The sequence below is a fragment of the Streptomyces sp. NPDC043878 genome (genome assembly GCF_056435735.1).
In genome coordinates, this window is the sequence record NZ_JBWKDW010000011.1 from 208709 (window position 1) to 231430 (window position 22722).

Here is a 22722-nt window from a genome sequence, read left to right on the forward strand (position 1 = left end):
CTCACCCCGGCCGGCCCCGCAGCCGGGCGGTGACGACGGCGACGTCGTCGTCCGCCGCCCCGGCGTCCAGACGCAGCAGGATCTCGTCCAGGACGCCGGTGACGCCCTGGCCGGGAGAAAGGTGCAGGCGGGCGAGGCGGGCGAGCGAGGTGTCGATGTCCTCCCCCCGCCGCTCGACCAGGCCGTCGGTGAACATCACCAGCGTGTCGTCGGGGCGCACGGTCAGCGTCGTCATGTCGTACTCGGCGAGGCCCGTGCCGAGCGGCGGGCCGACGGGCACGGCGACCAGTGCCCCGGTGCCGTCGCGGTGGAAGAGGGCCGGCGGCAGGTGACCCGCGCTGGTGAGGGCGACCGTGCCGCGGGACGGATCCAGCAGGGCCAGCAGGCAGGTCGCGGGTCGGCGGTTGTCCTCCTCGGACATCACGGTGTCCATCCGGCTCAGGATCCGGTGCGGCGGCAGGTCCGTGGAGGCGACGTACCGCAGCATCGAGCGGTAGGCGTTCATGTCGACCGCCGCGTCCAGGCCGTGCCCCATGACGTCACCGATGACCAGGAGGGTACGGCCGTAGTGCAGGCGTACGGCCTCGAACCAGTCGCCGCCCACCAGCGCGCCGGAGCCCGCCGGGAGGTAGCGCGTGGCCATGTCCACGTTGGGGTGGGGGCGGCCCGGTTCGGCGAGCAGGACCTGCTGCAGGTGCTGCGCGGTGTCGTGCGGCCGGTGGTGGTCGAGCGTGTGGTGCAGGTGGGCGGCGGTGAGCCGGGCGACGTAGTGCACCGCGGCCGCCTCGTCGTCGGCGAACGCCCGGTCGGTGCGCACGGCCAGCACCGCGCCGTAGACCCTTCCCCGCGCCAGGAGCGGCACGGACAGCGCGGCCACGACCCCGCCGGCGCGCGCGGCCAGGGACGCCGTGATCGGCCGGCCCGCGTCCAGGGCGCGGACCAGGACGTCGGCCCGGGGCACCCCGTGCAGGCTCGCCAGCAGTTCGTGCCGGCCCTCGGCCGCCGCCGGGCGCAGGGGGCCGCCGTGCTCCGCGCGCCGCACCTCGTCCTGCGGGAACAGGTCGACCGCGGCCGCCTCGCAGAGCTCCCCGACCAGGAACCGCGCGCACTCCACCGCGGTCCTGCGGTCGTCAAGCGTCGAGCCGATCGCGGCGACGGCTCGCCCGGCCAACGCGAACGGATCGGCCGGACCCGTCGGCCCCGGCCCCCGGTCTCCGGTCATCACAGCCCCTTTCCGCCGCCCCCATCCCAACACCGGAAGGCCCGGACAGCCGGTAGCGACCCGGGCCTCGTTCCGAGCGGGCGCGCGGTGCGCCGACGGCGCCCGGGCGGGAACAACAGGGCGCGGCGGATCGTCCAGAGCTGTGTGGCGACGGTGTTCCCGGGCCTCACTTTCCGCTCCTGGGGACGATCGTCCGGCTGGAGCCCCCCGGAGCCTTTCGCCGCGGGGCGACCGCCCTCCGCGCCTCACCACCGAAGCCGCCCCGGCTGGTCTCCCCCGGCCGGCCGGGGCTTTCCACGTCCCGAACGGCCCGGCGGCCGCCGGACACCGTCGCCCGGACGCCTGAGACCATCCCCGGTGGGGCAGGCGTCAGCGCTGGTGCGGCGGAGAAGGCGGGAGCGGCGGCAGGGTCCGTGTGTCCGGTGCCGTCTCCGGCCAGACGAGCAGGACCGGACAGGGGGCGTGGTCGAGCACGAAGCGGGTGGCGTGCCCCAGGCTGCGCGGCCCGAGGCGGCCGCGGTCCCCGTCGCGGGCCAGGACCAGCAGGTCGGCGCCCTCGACGGCGGCGATCACCTCCTGCTCGGGTCTCCCGGTCCGTTCCATCCGGACGCACGGCCGGTGCAGGCGCTCGGCCGCGGCGTCCAGCAGCGACGCGGCCGAGGTGGCGCTCAGTTCCTCCAGCCGGGTGCCCGGGTCGCGTTCGTGGTGGCCCCGGCCGAGCAGACCGGCGTAGGCGCCGTGCGCGACGCCGGGGACGTCGGGGGCGCTGACATGCAGCAGGACGACGCCGCTGTCGTCGGACGTGTGCGCGCGAGCCGCGTCGACGCAGGCGGGCCACGTCCCTTCGGTGATCCACACGACCACTCGCACGGGCATCAGCCTCCCTGTACCCGCCTCTTGTACCCGCTTCCCGGATCCGAAGCCATGTCCACAGTGCCACGGCCGCGCGCGATCCGCCGGAAGTCGGGGCGACCCGGGGGGACGCCGGGCCGCTGAGAGGGGCCGTCGCGGGGCATGCGGGGAACAGACCAGCCGCGCGAGCCGAGGAGACACCGAGCGATGGGTACCGCCGTCCACGTCCCGCAGACCAGGGACATGATCGGAGACGAGCTCTCCGGTGACGAGGCACTGACCGCGCTGCGCCACTACGGGGGTCTGCGGCTGCTGTGCGACTCCTTCGCCCGGTTCCGCTACGCGGACGGGTTCACCAACGCGCGGGCCCTGGGTTTCCAGGTGGTGCTGGGTCTGGTGCCCTTCACCGTCGCCCTGGTCGGGCTCGCCACCTCGGTGCACACCGAGGGGGTGGGCCGGATCATCGAGCACACGCTCGGCCGTATCGTGCCCGGCGCCAGCGCCGACGTCGTGGAGGACGCGCTGAACGGCACCCGGCGCAGCGCGGACGGCGACGTGTGGAGCACCCTCGCGCTGTGGACGGGGCTGGCGTTCGCGCTGCTGAACCTCGCCTCGGCGATGGGGCAGGTCGAGCGGGGCGCCAACCGGATCTACGGCATCGAACGCGACCGGCCCTTTCCCCGCAAGTACGGGCGGGCCCTGGTGCTGGCGGTCGCGGCCGGGCTGCCCATGGTCCTCGGGTTCCTGGTACTGGTCGCCGGCGAGGCCGTCGGCAGCGCGGTCGCGGAGTCCGTCGGCGGTCCGGGCGGATCCGCCTCCTGGTGGAAGCCGCTGGAGCTGGTGGTGGGCCTGGTCCTCGCCTGGGTCGCCTCAGCCGTGATCTTCAGGTGGTCGCCGCGCCGCGACCAGCCCGGCTACACCTGGCTGGCCTTCGGCTCCGCCGTCCACCTCCTGATCTGGGTGTCCGCGACCTGGCTGCTCGCGCTGTACGTGGAGAAGAGCGGGACGTTCGGCGCCGTCTACGGCCCGCTCACCGCGTTCGTCGCGCTGCTGCTGTGGGCCAACCTGACCGGCGTGGCACTGTTCCTCGGCATCGCGTTCGCCGCCCAGCTGGAGGCGGCCCGGGCGGGCATCCACACGGCCGTACGGCCCGATCCGGGGCCGGGGGCCTGAGCGGAGGCGCGCTGTGCGCGGTCCTCCGCACCGCGGCCGCGGGGAAGGTCAGGCCGGCTGCCGCTCCCAGGGCCGTGGCCCGGTGCCGTCGCTCCATGCCCGCAGGGCGGGCCCGTCCCAGCACAGGATGCCGCACTGTTCGGCGTACTGGGCGGCCGGTGCGGTGAAGTCGCTGGTGGTGACCACGACGGCCACGTCCGCCTCGTGGACGGTGAAGCAGGTGCCGCCGAAGCGCTGGAGGTCCTGCGAGCCGACTCTGTTGCCCTCGCCGTAGCGCTTGCACTGGATGACGACGCGCCGTCCGTCCGGTGTCACCGCGAGCACGTCGGCGCCGAGGTCTCCGGCTCCGCCGACGACCTCCACCCCGGTGCAGCCGTCCCGCTCGCACAGGGCGGCGACCGCCTCCTCGAAGGCGTCGGGGTCGAGAGCGTCGTAGTCGATGAGGGCACCGGCGGTGTCCGCGTCGGCGTCGGGCCTCTCGTGGCCGAGCACGCGCGTCACGTCGTCCACGAGGGTCGCGGCCTGCGGCCCGCCGGGCTCCGGGGTGTCCGCGAACACGCCGGGCTCGGGGGTGTCCACGAACAGGAGTGGCCCCGGTTCGGTCGCCGCACCGGTGACGGCTGCCCCGGCGGGCGACGGGGCGGGCTCCAGGAAGCCGGCGGCCGCCCTGGACGCCTCGTCGAGCGCGGCGGCGGCCCGGAGCGCCGCCCGCGCCGGCGAGATCCGGTGCCGCCGGCGCCGCAGGGCCGTCACGCCGGCCGCCGCCACCAGGAGCAGGATCAGCGCCCAGCCGGGGCGTCGCTCCAGCACGCCCGCGGCGGTGCGCGCCGCGAAACCGGTGACGCTCACCAGGACGGCGAGGAGCGTGAAGAACATGGCGGTCGCTCGCAGGTCGAAGACGCGCCGACGGCTCGCGGGGCGTATGCGGGGCGCAGGTGTGGCCACGGTGGTGAATCCCCCCTCATGGGATCGACACGAAGATCGTTCACGCGTCTTCCCAAGATCATGAAGTTCACCCCGCCCACCGCTCCCGGCGAACGCCCCAGGTCAGCCCGCGTTCACGAGAGGCCGTCCGTGTCGGCTGCCGGACGGATCGTGAAGATCTGGTCGAGTCCGACGATCCGCATCACCCGCAGGGTGTCCGTCGGTACGGCCGTGAGCGCGATGTCGGCGCCCGCCGCGAGGGCGTGGTTGCGCGCGGCGATGAGGGTGCTCATGCCGGTGGAGTCGCAGAACTCCATGTCGGCCAGGTCGAGGGTGAGGCACTGGCCGGGACCGAGGGCGCACCGGGTGACGTGGTCGCGCAGGGTCGTGGCGTGGGTGTAGTCGAGGGGGCCGACGATCTCCAGCACGGGTCCGGAGGCGGCGTCTCGGGAGGCGATCTTCAGCGGGCACATGGTGTCTTCTTCGTCGCGGGGTCGGACGGGACCCGGTGGGCAAGTCGTCGGCGGGCGCAAGTCGTCGGCGGGTGCCGGGAGGGCGGGTCAGGTGCCGGGGTCGGCCGGGGTGCCGGGGCCGGCCCGGGTGGCGGCCGGGACGCCGAGAGCCAGGAGGGCCGTGTCGTCGTCCAGGCCCTCGCCGAACGAGTGCAGCAGGTCCGTCAGCGCGGAGATCAGCGCCTTCGGCGGGGCGCCGGCGTGCCCGGCGGCGAAGGCCCGCAGGGCGTCGTCCCCGTACAGGGAGGTGCGGTCCGGGCCGGTGCGGGCCTCGGTGAGGCCGTCGGTGTACAGCAGCAGACTGTCGCCGGGCGCCAGGGTGGTCGTGACGGGGGTGAAGCGCGCGCCGGGCAGCACGCCGACCAGCAGACCACCGGGCGTGGACAGGAAGTCGCAGCCGCCGTCGGCCCGCAGGACCAGGGCCGGGGGGTGGCCGCCGGAGGCCAGCCGAACGGTGACGCGACCGCTGCCCGGCTCCGGTTCGAGCGTGCCGAAGATGGCGGTGCAGTAGCGGGGGTCGTTGCCGGTGTACCGCTCGCGCAGCACCGTGTTGAGCGTGGTGAGGGCGGCGACCGGATCGGGGTCGTGCAGGGCCGCGGCCCTGAGGGTGTAGCGGGTCAGCGAGGTGACGGCCGCGGCTTCGGGCCCCTTGCCGCACACGTCGCCGAGGAAGAACGCCCAGCGTTTGCCGTCGACGGCGAACACGTCGTAGAAGTCGCCGCCGAGCCGGTCGGGGGAGGCCGTGTGGTAGTAGGCGGCCGCTTCGAGGCCGGGGACGGTCGGCAGCGCGTCGGGCAGCAGGCTGCGCTGCAGGACGGCGAGCGCCTCCTGAAGCCGGGCGCGGTCGGCCTCCGCCTGCCGGCGTGCCGCCTCCGCCTGCCGGCGTGCCGCCTCGGCCTGCCGGCTCGCCGCCTCGGCCTCCTTCTTGCCGCTGAGGAGTTCCTCCTCGTAGGCGCGCCGGTCGCGGGCGTCGGAGAGCGTGGTGCGGATCAGCAGGGGCTCGCCCCCGCTGCCGTACTTCAGGGCCGAGGACACCAGGACCGGCAGCCGGCCGCCTCCGGACGTCCTGAGTTCCAGCGCGATCCCGCTCGCCTCGCCCCGCATGCGCAGCAGCGGCGCGTAGTGCGTCTCGTGGTAGATCCTGCCGCCCACGGTGAGCAGGTCGGCGAAGCGCATCCGGCCCACCACGGCCTCCCGGGTGAGGCCCAGCCAGTTGAGCAGCGTCGCGTTGATCTTCGCGACGGTTCCGTCCATCAGCGTGGACAGGTAGCCGCAGGGCGCGGTCTCGTAGAGTTCTTCCGCGCTGTCCTCCAGGAGTGATGCGAACGCCGCCTCGGCTGCGCCGTCGTCGGCGTCGTACGGTCCGGGCTCGTGTCCGACTCGGGCCATCAGCGCAGGTCCGCCAGGAAGGCGGTGATCGCCTGGTTGGTGGCCTCGGGCGCGGACAGGTGCGGGCAGTGGCCGGTGGCCTCCAGGGTGACCAGCTTCGAGCCCGGGACCGCCGCGTGCACGAAGGCGCCGACCTCGCGGGGGGCGATGAGGTCCCGCGTGCTCTCCAGCACGAGGGTCGGCACGTCGACCGTCTTCAGGTCGTCGCGGGAGTCGGACAGGAACGTGGTCCGCGCGAAGACGAGCGCCATGTCGGGGTCGGTGGCGCAGAAGCTGGCGGTCAGCTCGTCACCGAGGTCGGGCCGCTCCGGAGTGCCCATGATCATCGGAGCCATGGCGGCCGACCAGCCCAGATAGTTCGCCTCCAGCGAGGCGAGGAGTTCGTCGATGTCGTCGTGGCTGAAGCCGCCGGTGTAGCCGGTGTCGTCGATGTACCGGGGCGAGGGCGCGACCATCACCAGGGCGCCGATCCGCTCCGGGGCCCGCCGGGCGGCCAGCACGCCGATCATGGCGCTGACCGAGTGCCCCACGAACACCGCGTCCCGCAGGTCGAGCGCCTCGCAGACCTCCACCACGTCCTGGGCGTAGCCGTCCAGGGAGGAGTACCGCTCCTCCCGGAAGGCGGAGAGGTCGGAGCGGCCGGAGCCCACGTAGTCGAACAGCACCACCCGGTGGGTGTCGGCCAGCGCGGGCACGGTCAGGCGCCACATGTTCTGGTCGCAGCCGAACCCGTGGGCGAGCACCACCACCGGTCCCGCGGGGTTGCCCGTGACCGTGATGTTGTTCCTCCGAAGGATGTCCATGGCAACGATCCTCTCATCGTCCGGCCGCGACCAGAACGTCGCCGCCCGGCCGCCGGGAACGGTGTCCCCGGTCCGCCCGGTGGGAACCGGGCGGGCCCGAGGCACCGGTCCGCGGGCCCCGCACGGCCCCGGAACAGGGACGCTCCGGGGTTTGAGTCGGGCCGGACGGTGTACGCGCAAAGTATGGCCAAGTCGACGCGAGAGACAGAGCGAAAGTACGAGGCCTCCTCGGCCGAGGACACCTCATGGCTGCCCGACCTCACGGGCGTGGACGGCATCGGGTCCGTCGTGGAACAGGGCGTCCAGGACCTGGACGCGGTGTACTTCGACACGGACGACCTGCGCCTCGCGGCCGGCTCCGCCACCCTGCGCCGCAGAAGCGGCGGGAGTGACGCCGGCTGGCACCTCAAACTGCCCGGATCCGGCGACACCCGCGAGGAGGTGCAGGCCCCGCCGGACAGCGAACTCCCCGACGAACTGCGGGAACTGGCCCTCTCCCGCACCCGGGGCGCGGCCCTGCGGCCCGTCGTCCGTGTCCGCTCCCGGCGCGACACCCGGTTGCTCCTCGACGGCGCGGGCACGACTGTGGCCGAACTCACCGTCGACGCGGTCCGGGCCGACTCCCCGCTCCCGGGGACCGCGCGGGCCGAGTGGGCGGAGATGGAGGTGGAACTCGCCGAGGGCGCCGACCCCGCCGTGCTGGACGCCGTGGACAAGACGCTGCGCCGCGAGGGCATCGGGCGAGCGCCCCACCCCTCCAAGCTGGCCAGGGCCCTGGAGGAGACGGCGGCGGGCGCGCCCCGGCTGCCGGACGCCCGCGCCGAACGGGTCCGCCCCGGCTCGGCCGGCGAGCACGTCCTCGCCTACGTCGACAAGCAGGTGCACGCCCTCGTGGCCCTCGATCCCGCCGTACGACGGGGCCTGCCGGACTCGGTGCACGAAATGCGCGTGGCCTGCCGCCGGCTGCGCAGCGTGCTGCGGTCCCACCGGCCGGTGCTCGACCGCCGGGTCACCGATCCGGTCCGGGCGGAACTGAAGTGGCTGGGCGGTGAGCTGAGCGGCGAACGCGATCACGAGGTGCTGCTGGAGCGGCTCGACGCGGGCATCGGCACGCTGCCGCGCGAGCTCGTCCTCGGTCCCGTGCGGGCCCGGCTGCGGGTGTGGCACGTCACGGACAGTTCCGCCGCCCGTCAGCGGACGCTGGACGCCCTCGCCTCACCCAGGTACCTGGCCCTGCTGGAGTCCCTGGCCACGCTCACGGAGAAGCCACCGCTGCGTGACAAGGCCACCCGCGCACCCGAGAAGGTGATGGCCAGGGCGGTCACCAAGGAGTACGACCGTCTCGCGGCCCGGGTGGCACACGCGCTGGAGCTGCCGCCGGGCAGGGACGCCGACCGGGCCCTGCACGAGGCCCGCAAGGCGGCCAAGCGGACGCGGTACGCCACCGAGCCGGCGCGGACCTCGCTCGGCAAACCCGCGAAACGGTTCGGGAAGCGGATCAAGGCCGTGCAGAAGGTGCTCGGCGACCACCAGGACGGCGTGGTGGCCCGCGAGACCCTGCGCCGGCTCGCGCTAGCGGCCCACGCGGCGGGCGAACCGGGCTTCACCTGGGGCCTGCTGTACGGCCGGGAACAGGTCATGGCCCGGGAACGCGAACAGGAGCTGCCCCGCGTGTGGGCCGACGCCTCCGGCCCCGGCCTGCGCAAGGCGCTCAAGCACTGACGGGCCCCCGGCCCCAGTCCCGGTCCTGACCGCGCCCCGCCCTGCGGGGGCGGTCAGGACCGGGGTCTGGCCGCGTGGTTCGGTCAGGACGCCGTGCAGGAGCCGAGCGCGGGGGTCGCGGTGGAGCCGTTCTTCATGACGGTGAACCCGAAACTCGTCGACGCTCCCGCCGCGAGGGTGCCGTTGCCGTTGGGCCGCATCGTCATCACGTTGCCGCTGCTGTCCCAGCTGGGCGTGCCGTTCCAGGTCGCGGACACCTTCTGCGGCGGTGTCACCGTGACCGTGGTCGTCCAGCCGCTGATCGCGGCGGTGCCGGCGGTGACGGTCACCGTGCCGTTGAAGCGGTCGCTCCACTCCTGTCCCTTGGTGTAGGAGACGGTGCAGGCGGCCGTGCCACCGCCCCCGGAACCGGAGCCCGAGCCGCCGAGGGCGGCGAGCACGGCGTCGTAGGCGGGCTTCCTGCCGTAGTTGCCGTCGAACAGCAGGGGTGTTCCGGAGCTGCGCCAGGAGTACTTGTCGGTGACACCCCACACGGTGATGCCGGTGCACCGCGAGACGGCGAGGCACGCCTTCACCACGTTGGCGTAGCTGGTGGCCTGGGAGCTGCCGGAGCCCTCGATGTCGAGCTCGGTGATCTGCACGTCGACGCCGAGGTCGGCGAAGCGCTGGAGGTTCGCCTGGTAGTCGCCGGGCACGGGTGAGGAGCTGTTGAAGTGCGACTGGAAGCCCACGCAGTCGATGGGGACACCGCGCGCCTTGAAGTCCTTGACCATCGCGTAGACGGCGTTGCTCTTCGCGTTGACGCCGTCGGTGTTGTAGTCGTTGTAGCAGAGCTTGGCGGCCGGGTCCGCCGCGCGTGCGGTGCGGAACGCCTCCTCGATGAAGCCGTTGCCGAGCTTGTCCTGGAAGGGCGAGCTGCGCCGGGCGCCGCTGCCGCCGTCCTGGAACGCCTCGTTGACGACGTCCCAGGCGTAGATCTGGCCCTTGTAGTGCTGCATGACCTGGGTGATGTGGTTGTTCATCGCCGTCCTGAGGTCGGCGGCGGCCAGCCCGGAGACCCAGCCGGGCAGTTGGGAGTGCCACACCAGGGTGTGTCCGCGGACCTTCATGCCCTTGCCCCGGGCGTGGCTGACGATCTGGTCGGCGGCGCCGAAGCTGAACGCGTTGCGGGTGCTCTCGACGGCGTCCCACTTCATCTCGTTCTCGGGTGTCACAGCGCCGAACTCGGTGTCGAGCGTCGAGACGTACGGGGCCTCGCCCAGGTGGCCGGCGGCGACCGCGGCGCCGAAGTAGCGGCCCTTGCCCGCTGCCGCCGACTGGAGCGTGCTCGCGGCGTCGGCGGTGCCCGAGAGGGCGGTCACGCCGGCCGCGGCGAGCAGGCCGCTGAGGCCGAGCACCACGGCCGTGCGGGTGCGGGAGCGCCCGCGTGGACGCCTCGATGCCTGTGCGATGGACGTGCGGGTGACCATCTCGTCCCCTTCTTCCGGTGAGTGGAGCAGGGCGGGACGGGCATCCGCCCGGGACGGATGCACCGAAACTTTCGATGGGATTCCGGAATCGCGCGGCAGACCCTACGACCGGCGCCCGTCAGCGTCAACGGAACCCACAGCGGTCCGTCACAGATGGCTCAAGAAGGCCGCAGGGGCGCCCTGCGGGTGTCGCACCCCTTGCCGTGCCGCTCGTGCGCCCCTACTTTTCCCTCAACTGTCGCTCGATCTACCGAATGTTTCGAAGGCGGACCCGGCGAGCCGGGACGGTGGCGCGACCAGCGCGCGAGGGGACCAGTCCGGGCGCACCGTGCGGGGCGCCGGTCCCGGGGTCGACCCTCAGCCGCGGGCGGGCCCACCGGCGCGGTGGGCCTCGTCCTGGACGAGCAGGGAGAGCAGGGCGGCCACACTGAGTCCGGCCTCGGCCGGGTGGCGCAGCACCTTGCCCGCCTCGATCCGGTAGATGTTGCCGCGCCCCTCCCGGGTGTGCGACAGGTAGCCGCCCTGCTCCAGGTCGGAAATAATCTTCTGGACCGCACGCTCCGTCAGCCGGCAGTGGGCGGCGATGTCACGAATACGCGCGGACCGGTCGTCCGCGATGGCGGCCAGCACGCGGGCGTGATTGGTGATGAACGTCCATCCGTTGTGCGGCTCGAGCACTCCATCCATGGGGCGAATCTTACGACCAAGGTTTCACGTTGACAAAAACACGAATCTTTTTTCATGTATCTGTTGACGTGTTCGGCGTACTGGGGTGAGTGTGAAGTGGAGAGGACGAACACTTCTGGGAGAGACCGCCATGCCGGAGCCGGCGCACTCGAAGCAGCCCGAGACCCGGGACGCGACCACGCGCACGGGGTCGGCGGCCTACGGTCCCGAGCCGTCGCCGCCCCGTGGGCCGGTCATCGACACGCGCCCCGACGGCGAGCGGGTGCTCGTCACCATCCGCGGTGAACTCGATCTCGGGGTCGGCCAGAGACTGGTCCGCTGTCTGCGCTCCGCGCTCTCCCGTTCGGCCCGGGGCATCGACCTGGACCTGAGCGACGTCGCGTTCTGCGACTGCTCCGCCCTCAACGTCCTGCTGAGCGTCCGCCGGCAGGCGCTGGCCGAGTCCAAGACGGTCGTCGTCCGGGCCGCCGGGCCCGCCGTCGAGCGGGTGCTCCACCTGACCGAGGTGCGCTCCCTGTTCAGCCCCGCCGAGGAGGAGGGCACCGGCCGGAAGCCCGACGCCGCCTCGGCCGCCCGGGCGCCCGGCCCATCGCGGGCCACCGACGACGAGCTGCGCGTCGAGGTGGCGCAGCTGCGGCGGGCGATGCGGACCCGGCCCACGATCGACCTGGCCCGGGGCCTGCTCATGGCCACCTTCGGCCTCGACCCGGACGAAGCGCTGACCGCGCTCGTCATGGCCTCCCAGAACACCAACACCAAGCTGCACACCCTGGCCGGTGACCTGGTCGGCGCCGTGAAGGGGCCACCGCTCGCGGGCGCGGTCCAGCGGGAGCTCGCCGCCGCGGTCGCCCGGGCGGCCGCCCTCCCCGATGCCGATCACCTGGCCACCCGGGACGCCGCCGCCCCCGACCTCACACCCGACGCGGCACCGGACTTCCCGCGCGACCCGGCACCTGATCCGGTACCGGACTTCCCGCCGGACCCCGCGGCCGGCCTCGCGGCGGACTCCCCTCCGGCCCCCGCGCCCGGCCTCGTGCCCCAGGAGACGCGCTCCCGGGAATGAGGAGCGGGCGCCGCGCGGCCCCCGCCGTACCGCTTCTGCCGCATCCCTTGTCACGCCGGCACGAACGCCCGCCCCACAGGACTCATCTCCCGCACACAGAACAGGGATCCTCTCGGCGCGTCCCCCCGTCACTGCCATATTCGGAGCCCCCCTTCGGAGGTGGCTGTGACGACAGAGGCGACAACGTCCGGGGCAAGGCGGCCGGCACCCCACGGGCCCGGACTCACCACCGACCACGTCGGCAGACAGCACGTGGACCGGACCCAGGACCGCATCGCGGACCTCGAACTCCGCCGGACGCGGGCGGTCACCCCCGGCCGGCCGGGCAGACGCGGGGCGTTCGGGGCCCGGGAACGCATCGAACGGCTGCTGGACGACGGCTCGTTCACCGAGACCGGGATGTTCGTCCGGGCCCGGCCCGGCACGACCGGCTCCCACCGCCCCTACGGCGACGGCGTGGTCACCGGACACGGCACGGTCGACGGCCGCCCGGTGTGCGTCTTCGCCCAGGACGCCACGGTCTTCGGCGGCAGCATGGGCGAGGCGTTCGGCGAGAAGACGCTCGCCCTCATGGACCTGGCGCTGAAGACCGGCTGCCCGGTCGTCGGGCTCAACGACTCCGGCGGTGCCCGCATCCAGGAGGGCGTCGCCTCCCTCGCGCTCTACGCCGAACTGGTGCGCCGCAACGTGCAGGCGTCCGGGGTGATCCCGCAGATCTCGGTGGTCCTCGGGCCGTGCGCCGGCGGGGCCGCCTACTCGCCGGCCATCACCGACTTCACGGTGATGGTGGACGGCACCTCGCACATGTTCGTCACCGGCCCCGACGTCATCGAGGCGGTCACCGGTGAGCGGACCACCGCCGAGGACCTGGGCGGCGCGCGCACCAGCAACACGGTCAACGGCAACGCCCACTTCCTCGCCGCCGACGAGGAGGACGCCCTCGACGCCGTACGCGAACTGCTGTCGTTCCTGCCCGCCAACAACCTGGAGCGGCCCCCGGAGTACGCCCCGGCGCGCGAGCCCGCCGGGGAGCCGCTCGACACCGTCGTACCGGACCGGCCGGGGCAGGGCTACGACATGCGGGACGTCCTGCGGGCCGTCGTCGACGACGGCGAACTGCTCTATGTGCAGGAGTTGTTCGCACCGAACATCATCTGCGCCCTGGCCCGCGTGGAGGGCTGCTCGGTGGGTGTCGTCGCCAACCAGCCGCTGCACGCCGCCGGGGTCCTCGACATCGACGCCTCCGAGAAGGCCGCGCGTTTCGTGCGGTTCTGCGACGCGTTCGGCATCCCGCTGCTGACCTTCGCCGACGTGCCCGGCTACCTCTCGGGGATCCGCCAGGAGCAGGCCGGCATCATCCGGCGCGGCGCCAAACTGCTGTACGCCTACGCGGAGGCGACCGTCCCCAAGGTCACCGTCGTGGTGCGCAAGGCGTACGGCGGCGGGTACGCCGTGATGGGCTCCAAACACCTGGGCGCGGACATCAACCTGGCCTGGCCCAGCGCCCGCATCGCCGTGATGGGGGCCGAGGGTGCCGTCGGCGTGCTGCACCGGCGTGAACTGGCCGCCGCCGAGGACCCCGACGCGCTGCGCGCCCGCCTGGTCGCCGCCTACGAGAGCACCCACGGCACGCCCTATCCCGCCGCCGAGCGCGGATACGTCGACGACGTCATCGCCCCGCGGGAGACCCGCGCCCGCGTCTGCCGCGCGCTGCGCGCGCTGCGCGGCAAACGCGCGCCGATGCCCCAGCGCCGGCACGGCAACATCCCGCTCTGACCCGAAGGAGTCCCGCCCGATGGACAGCCGCCGCCCGCTCGCGCCCGCGTGCCGGACCCTGCCGGAGTACGTGCGGCACTGGGCCGAAACCGCCCCCGACCGGCGGGCGTTCACGTTCGTCGACCATCCCGCCCCGCACTCGCGGGGCGTCCACCGCACCCTGACCTGGCGGCGCCTGGACCTGCGGGTGCGGGCGCTCGCCGCCCGGCTGGCCGAGGAGGCCGGGCCCGGGGAGCGCGTCGCGCTGCTGTGTCCGCAGGGCACGGAGTACGTCACCGCGTTCCTGGCGGCGCTCACCGCCGGCCTGGTCGCCGTACCGCTGTATCCGCCGGGGCTGCCCGGTCACGGCGACCGGCTCACGGCGGTCCTCGCCGACGCGCGTCCGGCGGCCGTCGTGACCACCGACCGCCACCTGGACGAGGTGCGGTCCCTGCCCGCGCGGGAGCCGGTGCGGATCGTCGCCGCCGACCGGGTGCCGGACTCCGCCGCCGCCGACCTGGTGCCGGCCGCGGTGGACGGCGACGGCACCGCCTACCTCCAGTACACCTCCGGCTCGACCCGCACCCCCGCGGGCGTGGAGATCACCCATGCCAACGTCGTCGCCAACGCCCGCCAGGCGCTCGCCGCCTACGGCGCCGACACCCTCCCCGTGACCTGCGTGGGCTGGCTGCCGCTCTACCACGACATGGGACTCGTGCTGAGCGTCGCCGCCCCCGTCGTACGCGGCCTGCTGTCGGTGCTCATGGACCCGGCCGCCTTCCTCCACGAGCCCGCGCGCTGGCTGCGGCTGCTCGGCGCGCATCCGCACGCACTGAGCGCCGCGCCCAACTTCGCCTACGACTACTGCGCCTCGGCCGTCACCGACGCACAGCGGGCGGACCTGCGGCTCGACGGCGTCGCCGCGCTGATCAACGGCAGCGAACCGGTGCGCCCGGGCACGGCCGACCGCTTCCACGCCGCGTTCGCCGCGCAGGGCCTCGCCCCGGACACGCACTGCCCGTCGTACGGGCTCGCCGAGGCGACCGTGTTCGTCAGCGCCGCCCGGCCCGGTGAACCGCTGCGCCGCTTCGCCCTCGACCGTGACGCCCTCGCCGCCGGGAAGGCCCTGCCCGCGCGGCCGGACGACCCCCGGGCCGTCCTGCTGGCGGGCTGCGGCACGCCGGCCGGCCAGCGGGTCCGCGTCGCCGACCCGGCGACCGGCGCCGAACTGCCCGAGGGCGAGGTCGGCGAGATCCGCGTGCAGGGCCCCAACGTCGGCCGCGGCTACCGGAACCAGGAGGCCGCCACCCGCGAGGTCTTCGGCACCGGACCCGACGACGGGCCACCCGGCACGGGCCGCTGGCTGCGCACCGGCGACCTGGGCACGATGCTGGACGGACAGCTGCTGGTCACCGGCCGGCTCAAGGACCTCATCGTCGTCGACGGCCGCAACCACTACCCGCAGGACGTCGAGGGCACGGTCCAGGACGCGCATCCGGCGGTGCGCCGCGACCGGCTGGCCGCGTTCGCGACATCCGGCGAGGCGGGCGAGCGGGTGGTCGTCGTCGCCGAGCACCCGCGCACCACGGATCTCGGCACGATCGACGTCCCCGCCCTCGTCCGCGCGGTGCGCGCGGCCGTCTCCGTGCGGCACGGACTGCGGCTGGCGGACGTCGTCCTGGTGCCCCCGGGCACCGTACCCCGCACCTCAAGCGGCAAGGTGTCACGGACCCTGACCCGCGCCCGTTACCTGGACGGTGCCTACACCGCCACGGCCGGCGGCGCGCCGGGGAACACCGGGTGAGGCCCGCCGACGAGGGCGCCCTGCGGCGCCTGATCGCCGAGCGCGTCGCCGGCTGGAGCGGCACGGCCGCCGAGGACGTCCCCATGGACCACCCGCTGGCGGACCTCGGCATGTCGTCGCGGGACGCGGTCGCGCTCGCCGGGGAGCTCTCCCGGGTGACCGGCCGCGAACTGCCCTCCACCCTGCTGTGGGAGTCGCCCACCGGCGAGGCCCTGGTGGACCGCCTGTGCCGGGCGCCGCGGACGGCCGCTCCACCGGCGGCCGGGCCTCCGCCCGCGTCGGGGCCGTCCGGTGAGCCGGTCGCGGTCGTCGGGATCGGCTGCCGGCTGCCCGGCGGTGCGCACGGCCCGGACGCCTTCTGGCGGCTGCTGAGCGAGGGGGTCGACGCGATCGGGCGCGTCCCCGGGGACCGCTGGCGCGACTTCACCGCCTTCCCGCCCGCCGAGACCCCCTCCCACGGCGGCTACCTCGACGACATCGCCGGGTTCGACGCGGACTTCTTCCGCATCCCGCCGCGCGAGGCCGCCGTGATGGACCCGCAGCAGCGCCTGCTCCTGGAGGTCGTCCACGAGGCCCTCGCCCACGCCGCCCTGCCGGTCCCCTCCCTCGCCGGCACGGCCACCGGCGTGTTCGTCGGCATCTCGGCCGCCGAGTACGGGCAGCTCACCGGCGCCGACCCGGCCGCGGTCGACCCCTGGGCGCCCGCCGGAGCCGCACCGAGCGTCGCCGCCGGCCGGCTGTCGTACGTCCTGGACACCCGCGGCCCCAGCATGGCCGTCGACACCGCCTGCTCCTCCTCGCTGGTCGCCGTGCACCACGCCTGTGTCAGCCTGCGCACGGGAGAGAGCGACACGGCGATCGCCGCCGGCGTCAACCTGCTGCTGTCGCCGGCCGTCTCCGTCGCGTTCCGGCGGGCGGGCGCCCTCGCGCCGGACGGCCGGTGCAAGCCGTTCTCGACCGCGGCCGACGGCATCGGGCGGGGCGAGGGGTGCGCGGCCGTCGTCCTGAAACGGCTCTCCGACGCCGAACGGGACGGCGACCGCGTCCTGGCCGTCGTCCGCGCCACCGCCGTCAACTCCGACGGCCGTTCCGGCGGCCTCATGGCGCCCAACCCCGCCGCGCAACGGGCCCTTCTGGAGCGGGTGTACGCGCGCGCCCGGCTCGCCCCGTCCCGCATCGACTACGTCGAGGCACACGGCACCGGCACCCCGCTCGGCGATCCCATCGAGGCCGGCGCGCTCGACGCGGTCCTCGGCCTCGCGCGCGACCCGGACCAGCCGCTGCTGCTGGGCTCCGCCAAGGGCAACCTCGGCCACCTGGAGGCCGCCGCGGGCATCGCGGGCCTGGTCAAGACGGTCCTCGCGCTCCACCACGACCGCATCCCGCCCTCCCTGCACTGCGCCGACGGCAGCATCCTCGGCGACCTGCCGCTGCGGGTGACCACCGAACCCGAACCCTGGCCCCGCTACGGCGGCACGGCCACCGCCGGGGTCTCCGGTTTCGGATTCGGCGGCACCAACGCCCACGCGGTGCTGGAGGAATGGCGTCCCGGCGCGCTCCTGCCGGCCCCGCCCGACGGGCCCACCGCCCGCCTCCACCTCCTGTCCGACCTCGACGCCGAACGCGTCCGGGACACCGCGGCCCGGCTCGCCGAGCATCTCCGCACCCCCGCCGGGAGCGCCGCCTCCGGCGCCGACGTGGCCCGTACCCTCGCCGGGCGCACCGGCCGCGGGCCCGTGCGCGCCGCCGTCACCGCCCGCGACCGGGCCGAGCTCACCGACGCGCTCGGCGCGCTCGCCGACGGCCGGCCCCACCCGCGGGTCGCCACCGGCGACCGCGACCGGATCGGCCGCGGGCCGGTGTGGGTCTTCTCCGGCTACGGCACCCAGTGGCCCGGCATGGGGCGCCGGCTGCTGGCCGAGGAACCCGCTTTCGCCGCCGCCGTGGAGAAACTCGACGCCCGGCTCGCCCCGGAATGCGGGCTGTCGCTGTACGAGCACCTCGCCTCGGGGGCCGGTGTCGACCGGCTGGAGGTGGCGCAGCCCGTCCTGTTCGGCATCCAGGTCGCCCTCGCCGAACTGTGGCGCTCCCACGGCGTCGAACCGGCCGCCGTGATCGGCCACTCCATGGGCGAGGTGGCCGCGGCCGTGTGCGCGGGCGCCCTCGACGTGTCGGACGCGGCCCGGGTCATCGCCGTACGCGCGCGGCTGCTGAGCGGTCTGCGCGGCGGGGCGATGGCCGTCGTCGACCTGGAGGACGACGAACTCGACGCGCTGCGCCGCGAGTTCCCCGAGGTCCATGTCGCCGTGCACTCCTCGCCGAGGCAGAAGGTCGTCACCGGCGCCGAAGCGGAGGTGACCCGGCTGGTCGACCGGCTGACCGGGCGCGGCCGGGCGGCCCGGGCCATGCGGGTGGCCGGCGCCGGGCACTCGCCCCAGGTCGACGCGCTGCTGCCGGAGCTGGCCGGCGCCCTGTCCGAGGTCCGGGGCGGACGCCCGCGCGTGCCCGTCTACTCCACCGTCCTCGACGACCCGCGCGGCGACAGCGCGTTCGACGCCGCCCACTGGGCCGCGAACCTGCGCCGGCCCGTGCGCCTGGACCGGGCCCTCGCCTCGGCCGCGGCCGACGGCCACACCGTGTTCGTCGAGATCTCCCCCCACCCGGTCCTGGCGCGGGCCGTCACCGACACCGTGCCCGGTGCCCTCGTCGTCGGCACGCTGCGCCGCGACGGGGACGACTCCGCCGCGTTCGCCACCCGGCTGGGCACGCTGTACGCGGCCGGCGCCCGGCTGCCGCTGCCGCCCGGCCGGGTCATCGACCTGCCCGCGCCGCGCTGGAGGCACGTCCGGCACTGGTGGACCGACGGCCGGACGGCCACCCCGCGCGCCGCGCGCTTCGGGACGGAACCGTCCGCCGCCCACACCGCGCCCGGAGCCGCCGGCCCCGCCTCGGTCGCCGCCGGCCCCGCCTCGGTCGCCGCCGGCCCCTCGGTCGCCGCCCGTCTCGCTCACCACATCGCCGCCGTCACCGGCCACCCGCCGGCCCGGGTGACTCCCGCGACCGCGCTCGCCGACCTCGGCCTGGACTCCCTGATGGCCGTCCGTGTCCGTACGGCCGTGGAGGGCGAGTTCGGCGTCGAACTGCCCCTGCGGGACCTGCTCGGCGCCGCCAGCGTCGGGGCGGTGGCCGACCGCGTCCAGGAGGCCCTCTCGTCCCGGCCGGCCGACGGGGAGCCGGCCGTCCCGCGCCTCCTGCGGGCCACCGGCTCCGGCGCCCCGCTGTTCCTGGTGCACGCGGCGGGCGGAACGACCGACGTCTACCGGAACCTCGCCGAACGCCTCGGGGACGACCGGCCCGTGTACGGACTGGACCGGCTGGAAGAGGCCCGGACCGTACCCGACAAGGCCCGCCGCTACGCGCGGGCGGTGGCCGCCGCCCACCCCGACGGCCCCTGTCTGATCGGCGGGTGGTCCTTCGGCGGCTTCGTCGCCCAGGAGACCGCGCGTCACCTCACCGCCGCCGGACGGACCGTGGACCTGGTCGCGCTCATCGACTCCGTACGGCCCCTCCCCCGGGCCGGCCTGACACCCGCCGACCGGATCCGGGACCAGCTGACGGGCTTCGCCCGCCACGTCCACGAGACCTACGGCGTGCCCCTGGACCTGCCGTACGCCGACCTGGTCGCGCTGGACGACGACCGGGAACGCGTCGACACCGTCCTGCGGATGCTGCGCGAGCGGGCGGACGTGCCGCCCGCCGCACTCGCCCACCAGCGCGCCTCCTACCTCGACCTGAGGATCGGGGAGGCCCACCGGCCGGGCCGCCACGACGGCCGGGTGGTCCTGTACCGGGCCACCGCGGCGGCCCCGCACTCCGTGCGCGACCCGGCGTACGAGCGCGACGACGACGCGCTCGGCTGGGACGAGGTGTGCCCCCGCCTCGAGGTGGTGCCGGTGCCGGGCCACCACCTCTCGCTGCTCGACCCGCCGCACGTCGACACGATCGCCGCCCATCTGCGGCGGGCGCTCGCCGAGCAGACCCGCTGAACCGGACCCGAGGAGCCGCCATGTCCCACCGAACCGCGGGAGTGTCCCGACGCACCGTCACCAGGGCGGCCGCCGCCGCGGGCCTCGCCCTCGCCTTCGGGGCCTCGGCCACGGCCGGCCGCGCCCGGGCCGCGGCCCTTCCCGGCCCCCGCACCCTCGACGTCACCGTGCCCTCCACCGCCCTGGGCCGGGGCGCGCCGGTACGGCTGATCCTGCCGTCGGACTTCGGCGAGCGGCCCACGCGGACCTACCCCGTGCTGTACCTGCTGCACGGCGCCCACGACGACTACACCTCCTGGACCCGCGAGACCGACATCGAGTCCTTCACCGAGGGCCGCGGCCTGATCGTGGCGATGCCCGACGCGGGCCCCACCGGCATCCCCAGCGCCTGGCGCGGCGGACCCGACTACGAGACCTTCCAGCTCACCGAGGTCCCGGCCCTGCTCGCCCGCGACTTCCGGGCCTCCGGCGTGCGGGCCGTGGCCGGGGTGTCCACCGGCGGCTACGGAGCGATGGCACACGCCGCCCGCCACCCCGGCCTGTTCACCGCCGCCGCCTCCTACAGCGGCATCCTCGACACCACCGCGCCCGGCGTGCCCGCCCTGGTGGACGCCATCGTGGCCCGCGAGAACCTCCCGCCCCGCTCCCTGTGGGGAAGCCCGCTGCTCGACCTGCTCACCTGGCGGGACTTCAACCCGCGCGCCCGCGCCCAGGGACTGCGCGGCACGCCCCTGTACGTCTCCGGCGGCAGCGGCGTCGCCGGCGGCACCGGTGACTGGCTGCCCGAGGCGCTGGAGAGCGCCCTGTGGCTGTCCGCCCACAGCTTCGCCGACACCCTCGCACTGCTGCGCATCCCCGTCACCACCCACTTCTACGCGGGAGGCGGACACAGCTGGGCGTACTGGAAGCGGGAGTTCACCGCGTCCTGGCCGATGCTCGCCGGTGCGCTGGGCCTGCCGGAGTGACGGCGGTGCCGCCGGGGCACGGAACGGAGCGCAGGGGACGTCCGTCCAATCCCGGACGCCTCCCCCGCACCACGGGAGATCTTCCGCGGGTGAGCCGCCTCCGGGTGAAAGGAGTGTCCACGATGGCTGTCCCCACCCCGCAGGGCCTGCCGGACGGATCCGGACCCGCACCGGTGGTCCCGCCCGAGCTGGCCGGCCTGCTGCGCGCCCAACTGGAGGCCGTGGCCGACGAGGTGGAGGAGGAGGTCCGCAGACAGGTCCCCGAGTACGGCCGGCCCGACGACGTCTACGGCCGCCACCTCAGGTCCGGCGTGGTGCAGGCGCTGACGCTGTTCGTGGACCACATCGCCGACCCGCGCGGCCGGGGCGAGGCGATCGCCGCGACCTATCACGCGCTCGGGCGTGGCGAGGCCCTGGAGGGCCGCAGTCTCGACGCGTTGCAGTCGGCGCTGCGCGTCGGCGGCCTGCACGCGTGGCGGCTGATGGGCCGCACCGCGGAGGACCTCGGGCTGGACTCCGCTGCGGTGACCGCGCTCGGCGAGCTCGCGTTCCGGACCGTGCACGAGGTCGCGGAGGCGGCCGCGGCCGGGTACGCGGAGGCGCGGCTGCGGGACACGGACGAACTGGAGCGGCGCCGCAGGCGTCTGCTGGACCTGCTCCTGGGCGAGGGGGCGGTCTCGCCGGAGGCCGTGCAGGACCTGGCCCACGGCGCCCGGTGGTCGGTGCCCCGGCAGGTCGCCGTGATCGCGCTCGCGGCGGGCCCCGACGAGCGGGGCGAGGACCGGCCGCTGGCGGCGGCGGGCGCCCTGGTGGACATGGAGTCCCGGCCGCCGCGCATGCTGGTGCCCGATCCGGACGGTTCCGGCCGCTTCGGCGGCCGGTCCTTCACGCTCGCGCTGCGCGGCCGCCCGGCCGCGGTCGGCCCCACCGTCCCGCTCACCGACGCCGCACGGTCGCTGCGCTGGGCGACGCGGGCCCTGGGGCTGATGGGCCGCGGCGTCCTGCCCCGCCAGGGCGTTGTCCGGTGCGCCGACCACCTGTCGGTCCTGCTGCTGCACAGTGACGAGCCGCTGCTCGCCCGGCTGGAGGAGCGGGCCCTCGCGCCGCTCGACGCGGCCTCGGAGGGTCAGCGTGCCCGGCTCTCCGAGACGCTGCTGGCCTGGCTGCTCAGCGGCAGCAACGTGCCCGACGTCGCGGCCCGGCTCCACGTCCATCCGCAGACGGTCCGCTACCGCCTGCGCCAGCTGGAGAAGCTGTTCGGCGACGCGCTGCACGACCCCGGCACCCGGCTGGACCTCATCCTGTCCCTGCGCGCCGCCGCGTTGCGGGAGCAGGGCACAGCGTAGGCAATTCCGGGAATGCCGGCGTCTTCACCGGCACTCACCACGGAACAAAAAAGCGCCGGATTTCTGAATTCCCGTCCATAACGCCCGGCCGGGACACGCGAATACGTTCGGGACCGTCCTTTTCCCCAGGCGCCGCTCGCGCCGCACCCGCAAAGGATCCCCATGCGTATCCGTCTGTTCCTCGCCGCCCTCTCGCTGGCCGGCGGAGCCGGGCTCGCCACCCTCTCCGCGCCCACGGCAACGGCCTCCACCTGCTCGGACCTCGACGTGGTGGCGGCTCGCGGCACCTTCGAGCCGGGCACCCTCGGCGCGATCGTCGGCGACCCGGCGCTGTCCGCGCTGAAGAAGAGGATCCCGGGCAAAAGCCTGTCGGGCTACCGGGTGAACTATCCCGCGGACCTTTCCCTCACCTCGGCCGCCCAGGGAAACGCGGACCTGGTGAACCACGTGAAAGCGCAGGCGGCGTCGTGCCCGAATCAGCGCTTTGTGCTCGTGGGCTATTCGCAGGGCGCGAACGTCGTCGACAACTCGCTCGGCGTCAGCAGCGCGGGGGCGGTGGTCGGCAGCCCCATCGTGGCCACGCTGCCCGCCTCGGTCGAACCGAGGGTCGCCGCGGTGCTGCTGTTCGGCAACCCCATCAGGGCGCTCGGCAAGAGCGTCACCGGCACCTACCAGAGCCGCACCCTCGACTTCTGCGCGAAGGGCGACCCGATCTGCGAGAACGGCGGGGGTGACGTGCTCGCGCACCTCGGCTACACGGCCGACACCGACGCGGCGGCGGCGTTCGCCGCGGCGCGGGTCTGAGCGGCGGCGGCCCCGCACGGAACCCGGCCCCGCACGGAACCCGGCTCCGCGCGGGGCCGCCATGACGCACCACACCGAGCGGGGGGCCGGGAGGTGGTGGGGGGGGGCGCGCGGGGGTGGGGTTGGGTCGGGGGGGTGGTGTTGCCTCGGGTCAGAGGGGAAGGTCTCCCCCTCTCCTTCTCTCGA

At 74.8% G+C, this 22722-nt stretch carries 17 protein-coding genes; 9 read left to right on the forward strand and 8 right to left on the reverse strand.

Annotated features, from left to right (window positions below; translation table 11 throughout):
• Window position 1: 1 nt before the first annotated feature.
• A complete protein-coding gene (locus tag AC07AZ_RS17730) occupies window positions 2–1222 on the reverse strand; it encodes a PP2C family protein-serine/threonine phosphatase (RefSeq protein WP_478848624.1) in 1221 nt (406 codons plus the stop codon).
• Between the two features lie 369 nt (window positions 1223–1591).
• The gene (locus AC07AZ_RS17735) at window positions 1592–2092 is read right to left on the reverse strand and encodes a universal stress protein (RefSeq protein WP_478848704.1); all 501 of its coding nucleotides are present in this window, start codon (window positions 2090–2092) and stop codon (window positions 1592–1594) included.
• Between the two features lie 189 nt (window positions 2093–2281).
• On the opposite strand from AC07AZ_RS17735, the gene AC07AZ_RS17740 reads away from it, so the two are divergent.
• The gene (locus AC07AZ_RS17740) at window positions 2282–3247 is read left to right on the forward strand and encodes a YihY/virulence factor BrkB family protein (RefSeq protein WP_478848626.1); all 966 of its coding nucleotides are present in this window, start codon (window positions 2282–2284) and stop codon (window positions 3245–3247) included.
• Window positions 3248–3295: 48 nt separating this feature from the next.
• Here AC07AZ_RS17740 and AC07AZ_RS17745 read toward each other — a convergent pair whose 3' ends face one another.
• The 4 genes from AC07AZ_RS17745 to AC07AZ_RS17760 all read right to left on the reverse strand — a co-directional run bounded on the left by AC07AZ_RS17745 (window position 3296) and on the right by AC07AZ_RS17760 (window position 6875).
• On the reverse strand, window positions 3296–4192 hold the full coding sequence (locus AC07AZ_RS17745; protein WP_478848628.1) for a restriction endonuclease: 897 nt from the start codon (window positions 4190–4192) through the stop codon (window positions 3296–3298).
• Window positions 4193–4305: 113 nt separating this feature from the next.
• On the reverse strand, window positions 4306–4644 hold the full coding sequence (locus AC07AZ_RS17750) for an STAS domain-containing protein (RefSeq protein WP_478848630.1): 339 nt from the start codon (window positions 4642–4644) through the stop codon (window positions 4306–4308).
• 87 nt (window positions 4645–4731) lie between these two features.
• A complete protein-coding gene (locus AC07AZ_RS17755; protein ID WP_478848632.1) occupies window positions 4732–6072 on the reverse strand; it encodes a PP2C family protein-serine/threonine phosphatase in 1341 nt (446 codons plus the stop codon).
• Window positions 6072–6875: an alpha/beta fold hydrolase gene (locus tag AC07AZ_RS17760; RefSeq protein ID WP_478848634.1), complete on the reverse strand. Its 804-nt coding sequence runs from the start codon at window positions 6873–6875 to the stop codon at window positions 6072–6074. The genes AC07AZ_RS17755 and AC07AZ_RS17760 overlap by 1 nt, the downstream gene beginning before the upstream one ends.
• A 183-nt stretch (window positions 6876–7058) precedes the next feature.
• On the opposite strand from AC07AZ_RS17760, the gene AC07AZ_RS17765 reads away from it, so the two are divergent.
• Complete coding sequence (locus tag AC07AZ_RS17765; protein ID WP_478848636.1) at window positions 7059–8597, forward strand: CYTH and CHAD domain-containing protein; 1539 nt, start codon at window positions 7059–7061, stop codon at window positions 8595–8597.
• Window positions 8598–8680: 83 nt separating this feature from the next.
• On the opposite strand, the gene AC07AZ_RS17770 is transcribed toward AC07AZ_RS17765, so the two are convergent.
• Entirely contained in the window at window positions 8681–10066 is a 1386-nt protein-coding gene (locus AC07AZ_RS17770; RefSeq protein ID WP_478848638.1) for a glycoside hydrolase family 10 protein, read from the reverse strand.
• A 357-nt stretch (window positions 10067–10423) separates the two neighbouring features.
• Complete coding sequence (locus AC07AZ_RS17775; RefSeq protein ID WP_478848640.1) at window positions 10424–10753, reverse strand: helix-turn-helix transcriptional regulator; 330 nt, start codon at window positions 10751–10753, stop codon at window positions 10424–10426.
• A gap of 130 nt (window positions 10754–10883) precedes the next feature.
• On the opposite strand from AC07AZ_RS17775, the gene AC07AZ_RS17780 reads away from it, so the two are divergent.
• From AC07AZ_RS17780 to AC07AZ_RS17810, 7 genes are all read left to right on the forward strand, one after another.
• The gene (locus AC07AZ_RS17780) at window positions 10884–11816 is read left to right on the forward strand and encodes an ANTAR domain-containing protein (RefSeq protein WP_478848642.1); all 933 of its coding nucleotides are present in this window, start codon (window positions 10884–10886) and stop codon (window positions 11814–11816) included.
• A 252-nt stretch (window positions 11817–12068) separates the two neighbouring features.
• Entirely contained in the window at window positions 12069–13592 is a 1524-nt protein-coding gene (locus AC07AZ_RS17785) for an acyl-CoA carboxylase subunit beta (protein ID WP_478848644.1), read from the forward strand.
• A gap of 19 nt (window positions 13593–13611) precedes the next feature.
• On the forward strand, window positions 13612–15375 hold the full coding sequence (locus tag AC07AZ_RS17790) for a fatty acyl-AMP ligase (protein ID WP_478848646.1): 1764 nt from the start codon (window positions 13612–13614) through the stop codon (window positions 15373–15375).
• Window positions 15372–19421: a beta-ketoacyl synthase N-terminal-like domain-containing protein gene (locus AC07AZ_RS17795; protein WP_478848648.1), complete on the forward strand. Its 4050-nt coding sequence runs from the start codon at window positions 15372–15374 to the stop codon at window positions 19419–19421. Before AC07AZ_RS17790 ends, AC07AZ_RS17795 begins: the two co-directional genes overlap by 4 nt.
• 20 nt (window positions 19422–19441) lie before the next feature.
• Complete coding sequence (locus tag AC07AZ_RS17800) at window positions 19442–20386, forward strand: alpha/beta hydrolase (RefSeq protein ID WP_478848650.1); 945 nt, start codon at window positions 19442–19444, stop codon at window positions 20384–20386.
• Between the two features lie 122 nt (window positions 20387–20508).
• A complete protein-coding gene (locus tag AC07AZ_RS17805) occupies window positions 20509–21732 on the forward strand; it encodes a PucR family transcriptional regulator (protein ID WP_478848652.1) in 1224 nt (407 codons plus the stop codon).
• 162 nt (window positions 21733–21894) lie between these two features.
• Window positions 21895–22536, forward strand: a complete 642-nt coding sequence (locus AC07AZ_RS17810) for a cutinase family protein (protein ID WP_478848654.1) — start codon at window positions 21895–21897, stop codon at window positions 22534–22536.
• Window positions 22537–22722 lie beyond the last annotated feature (186 nt).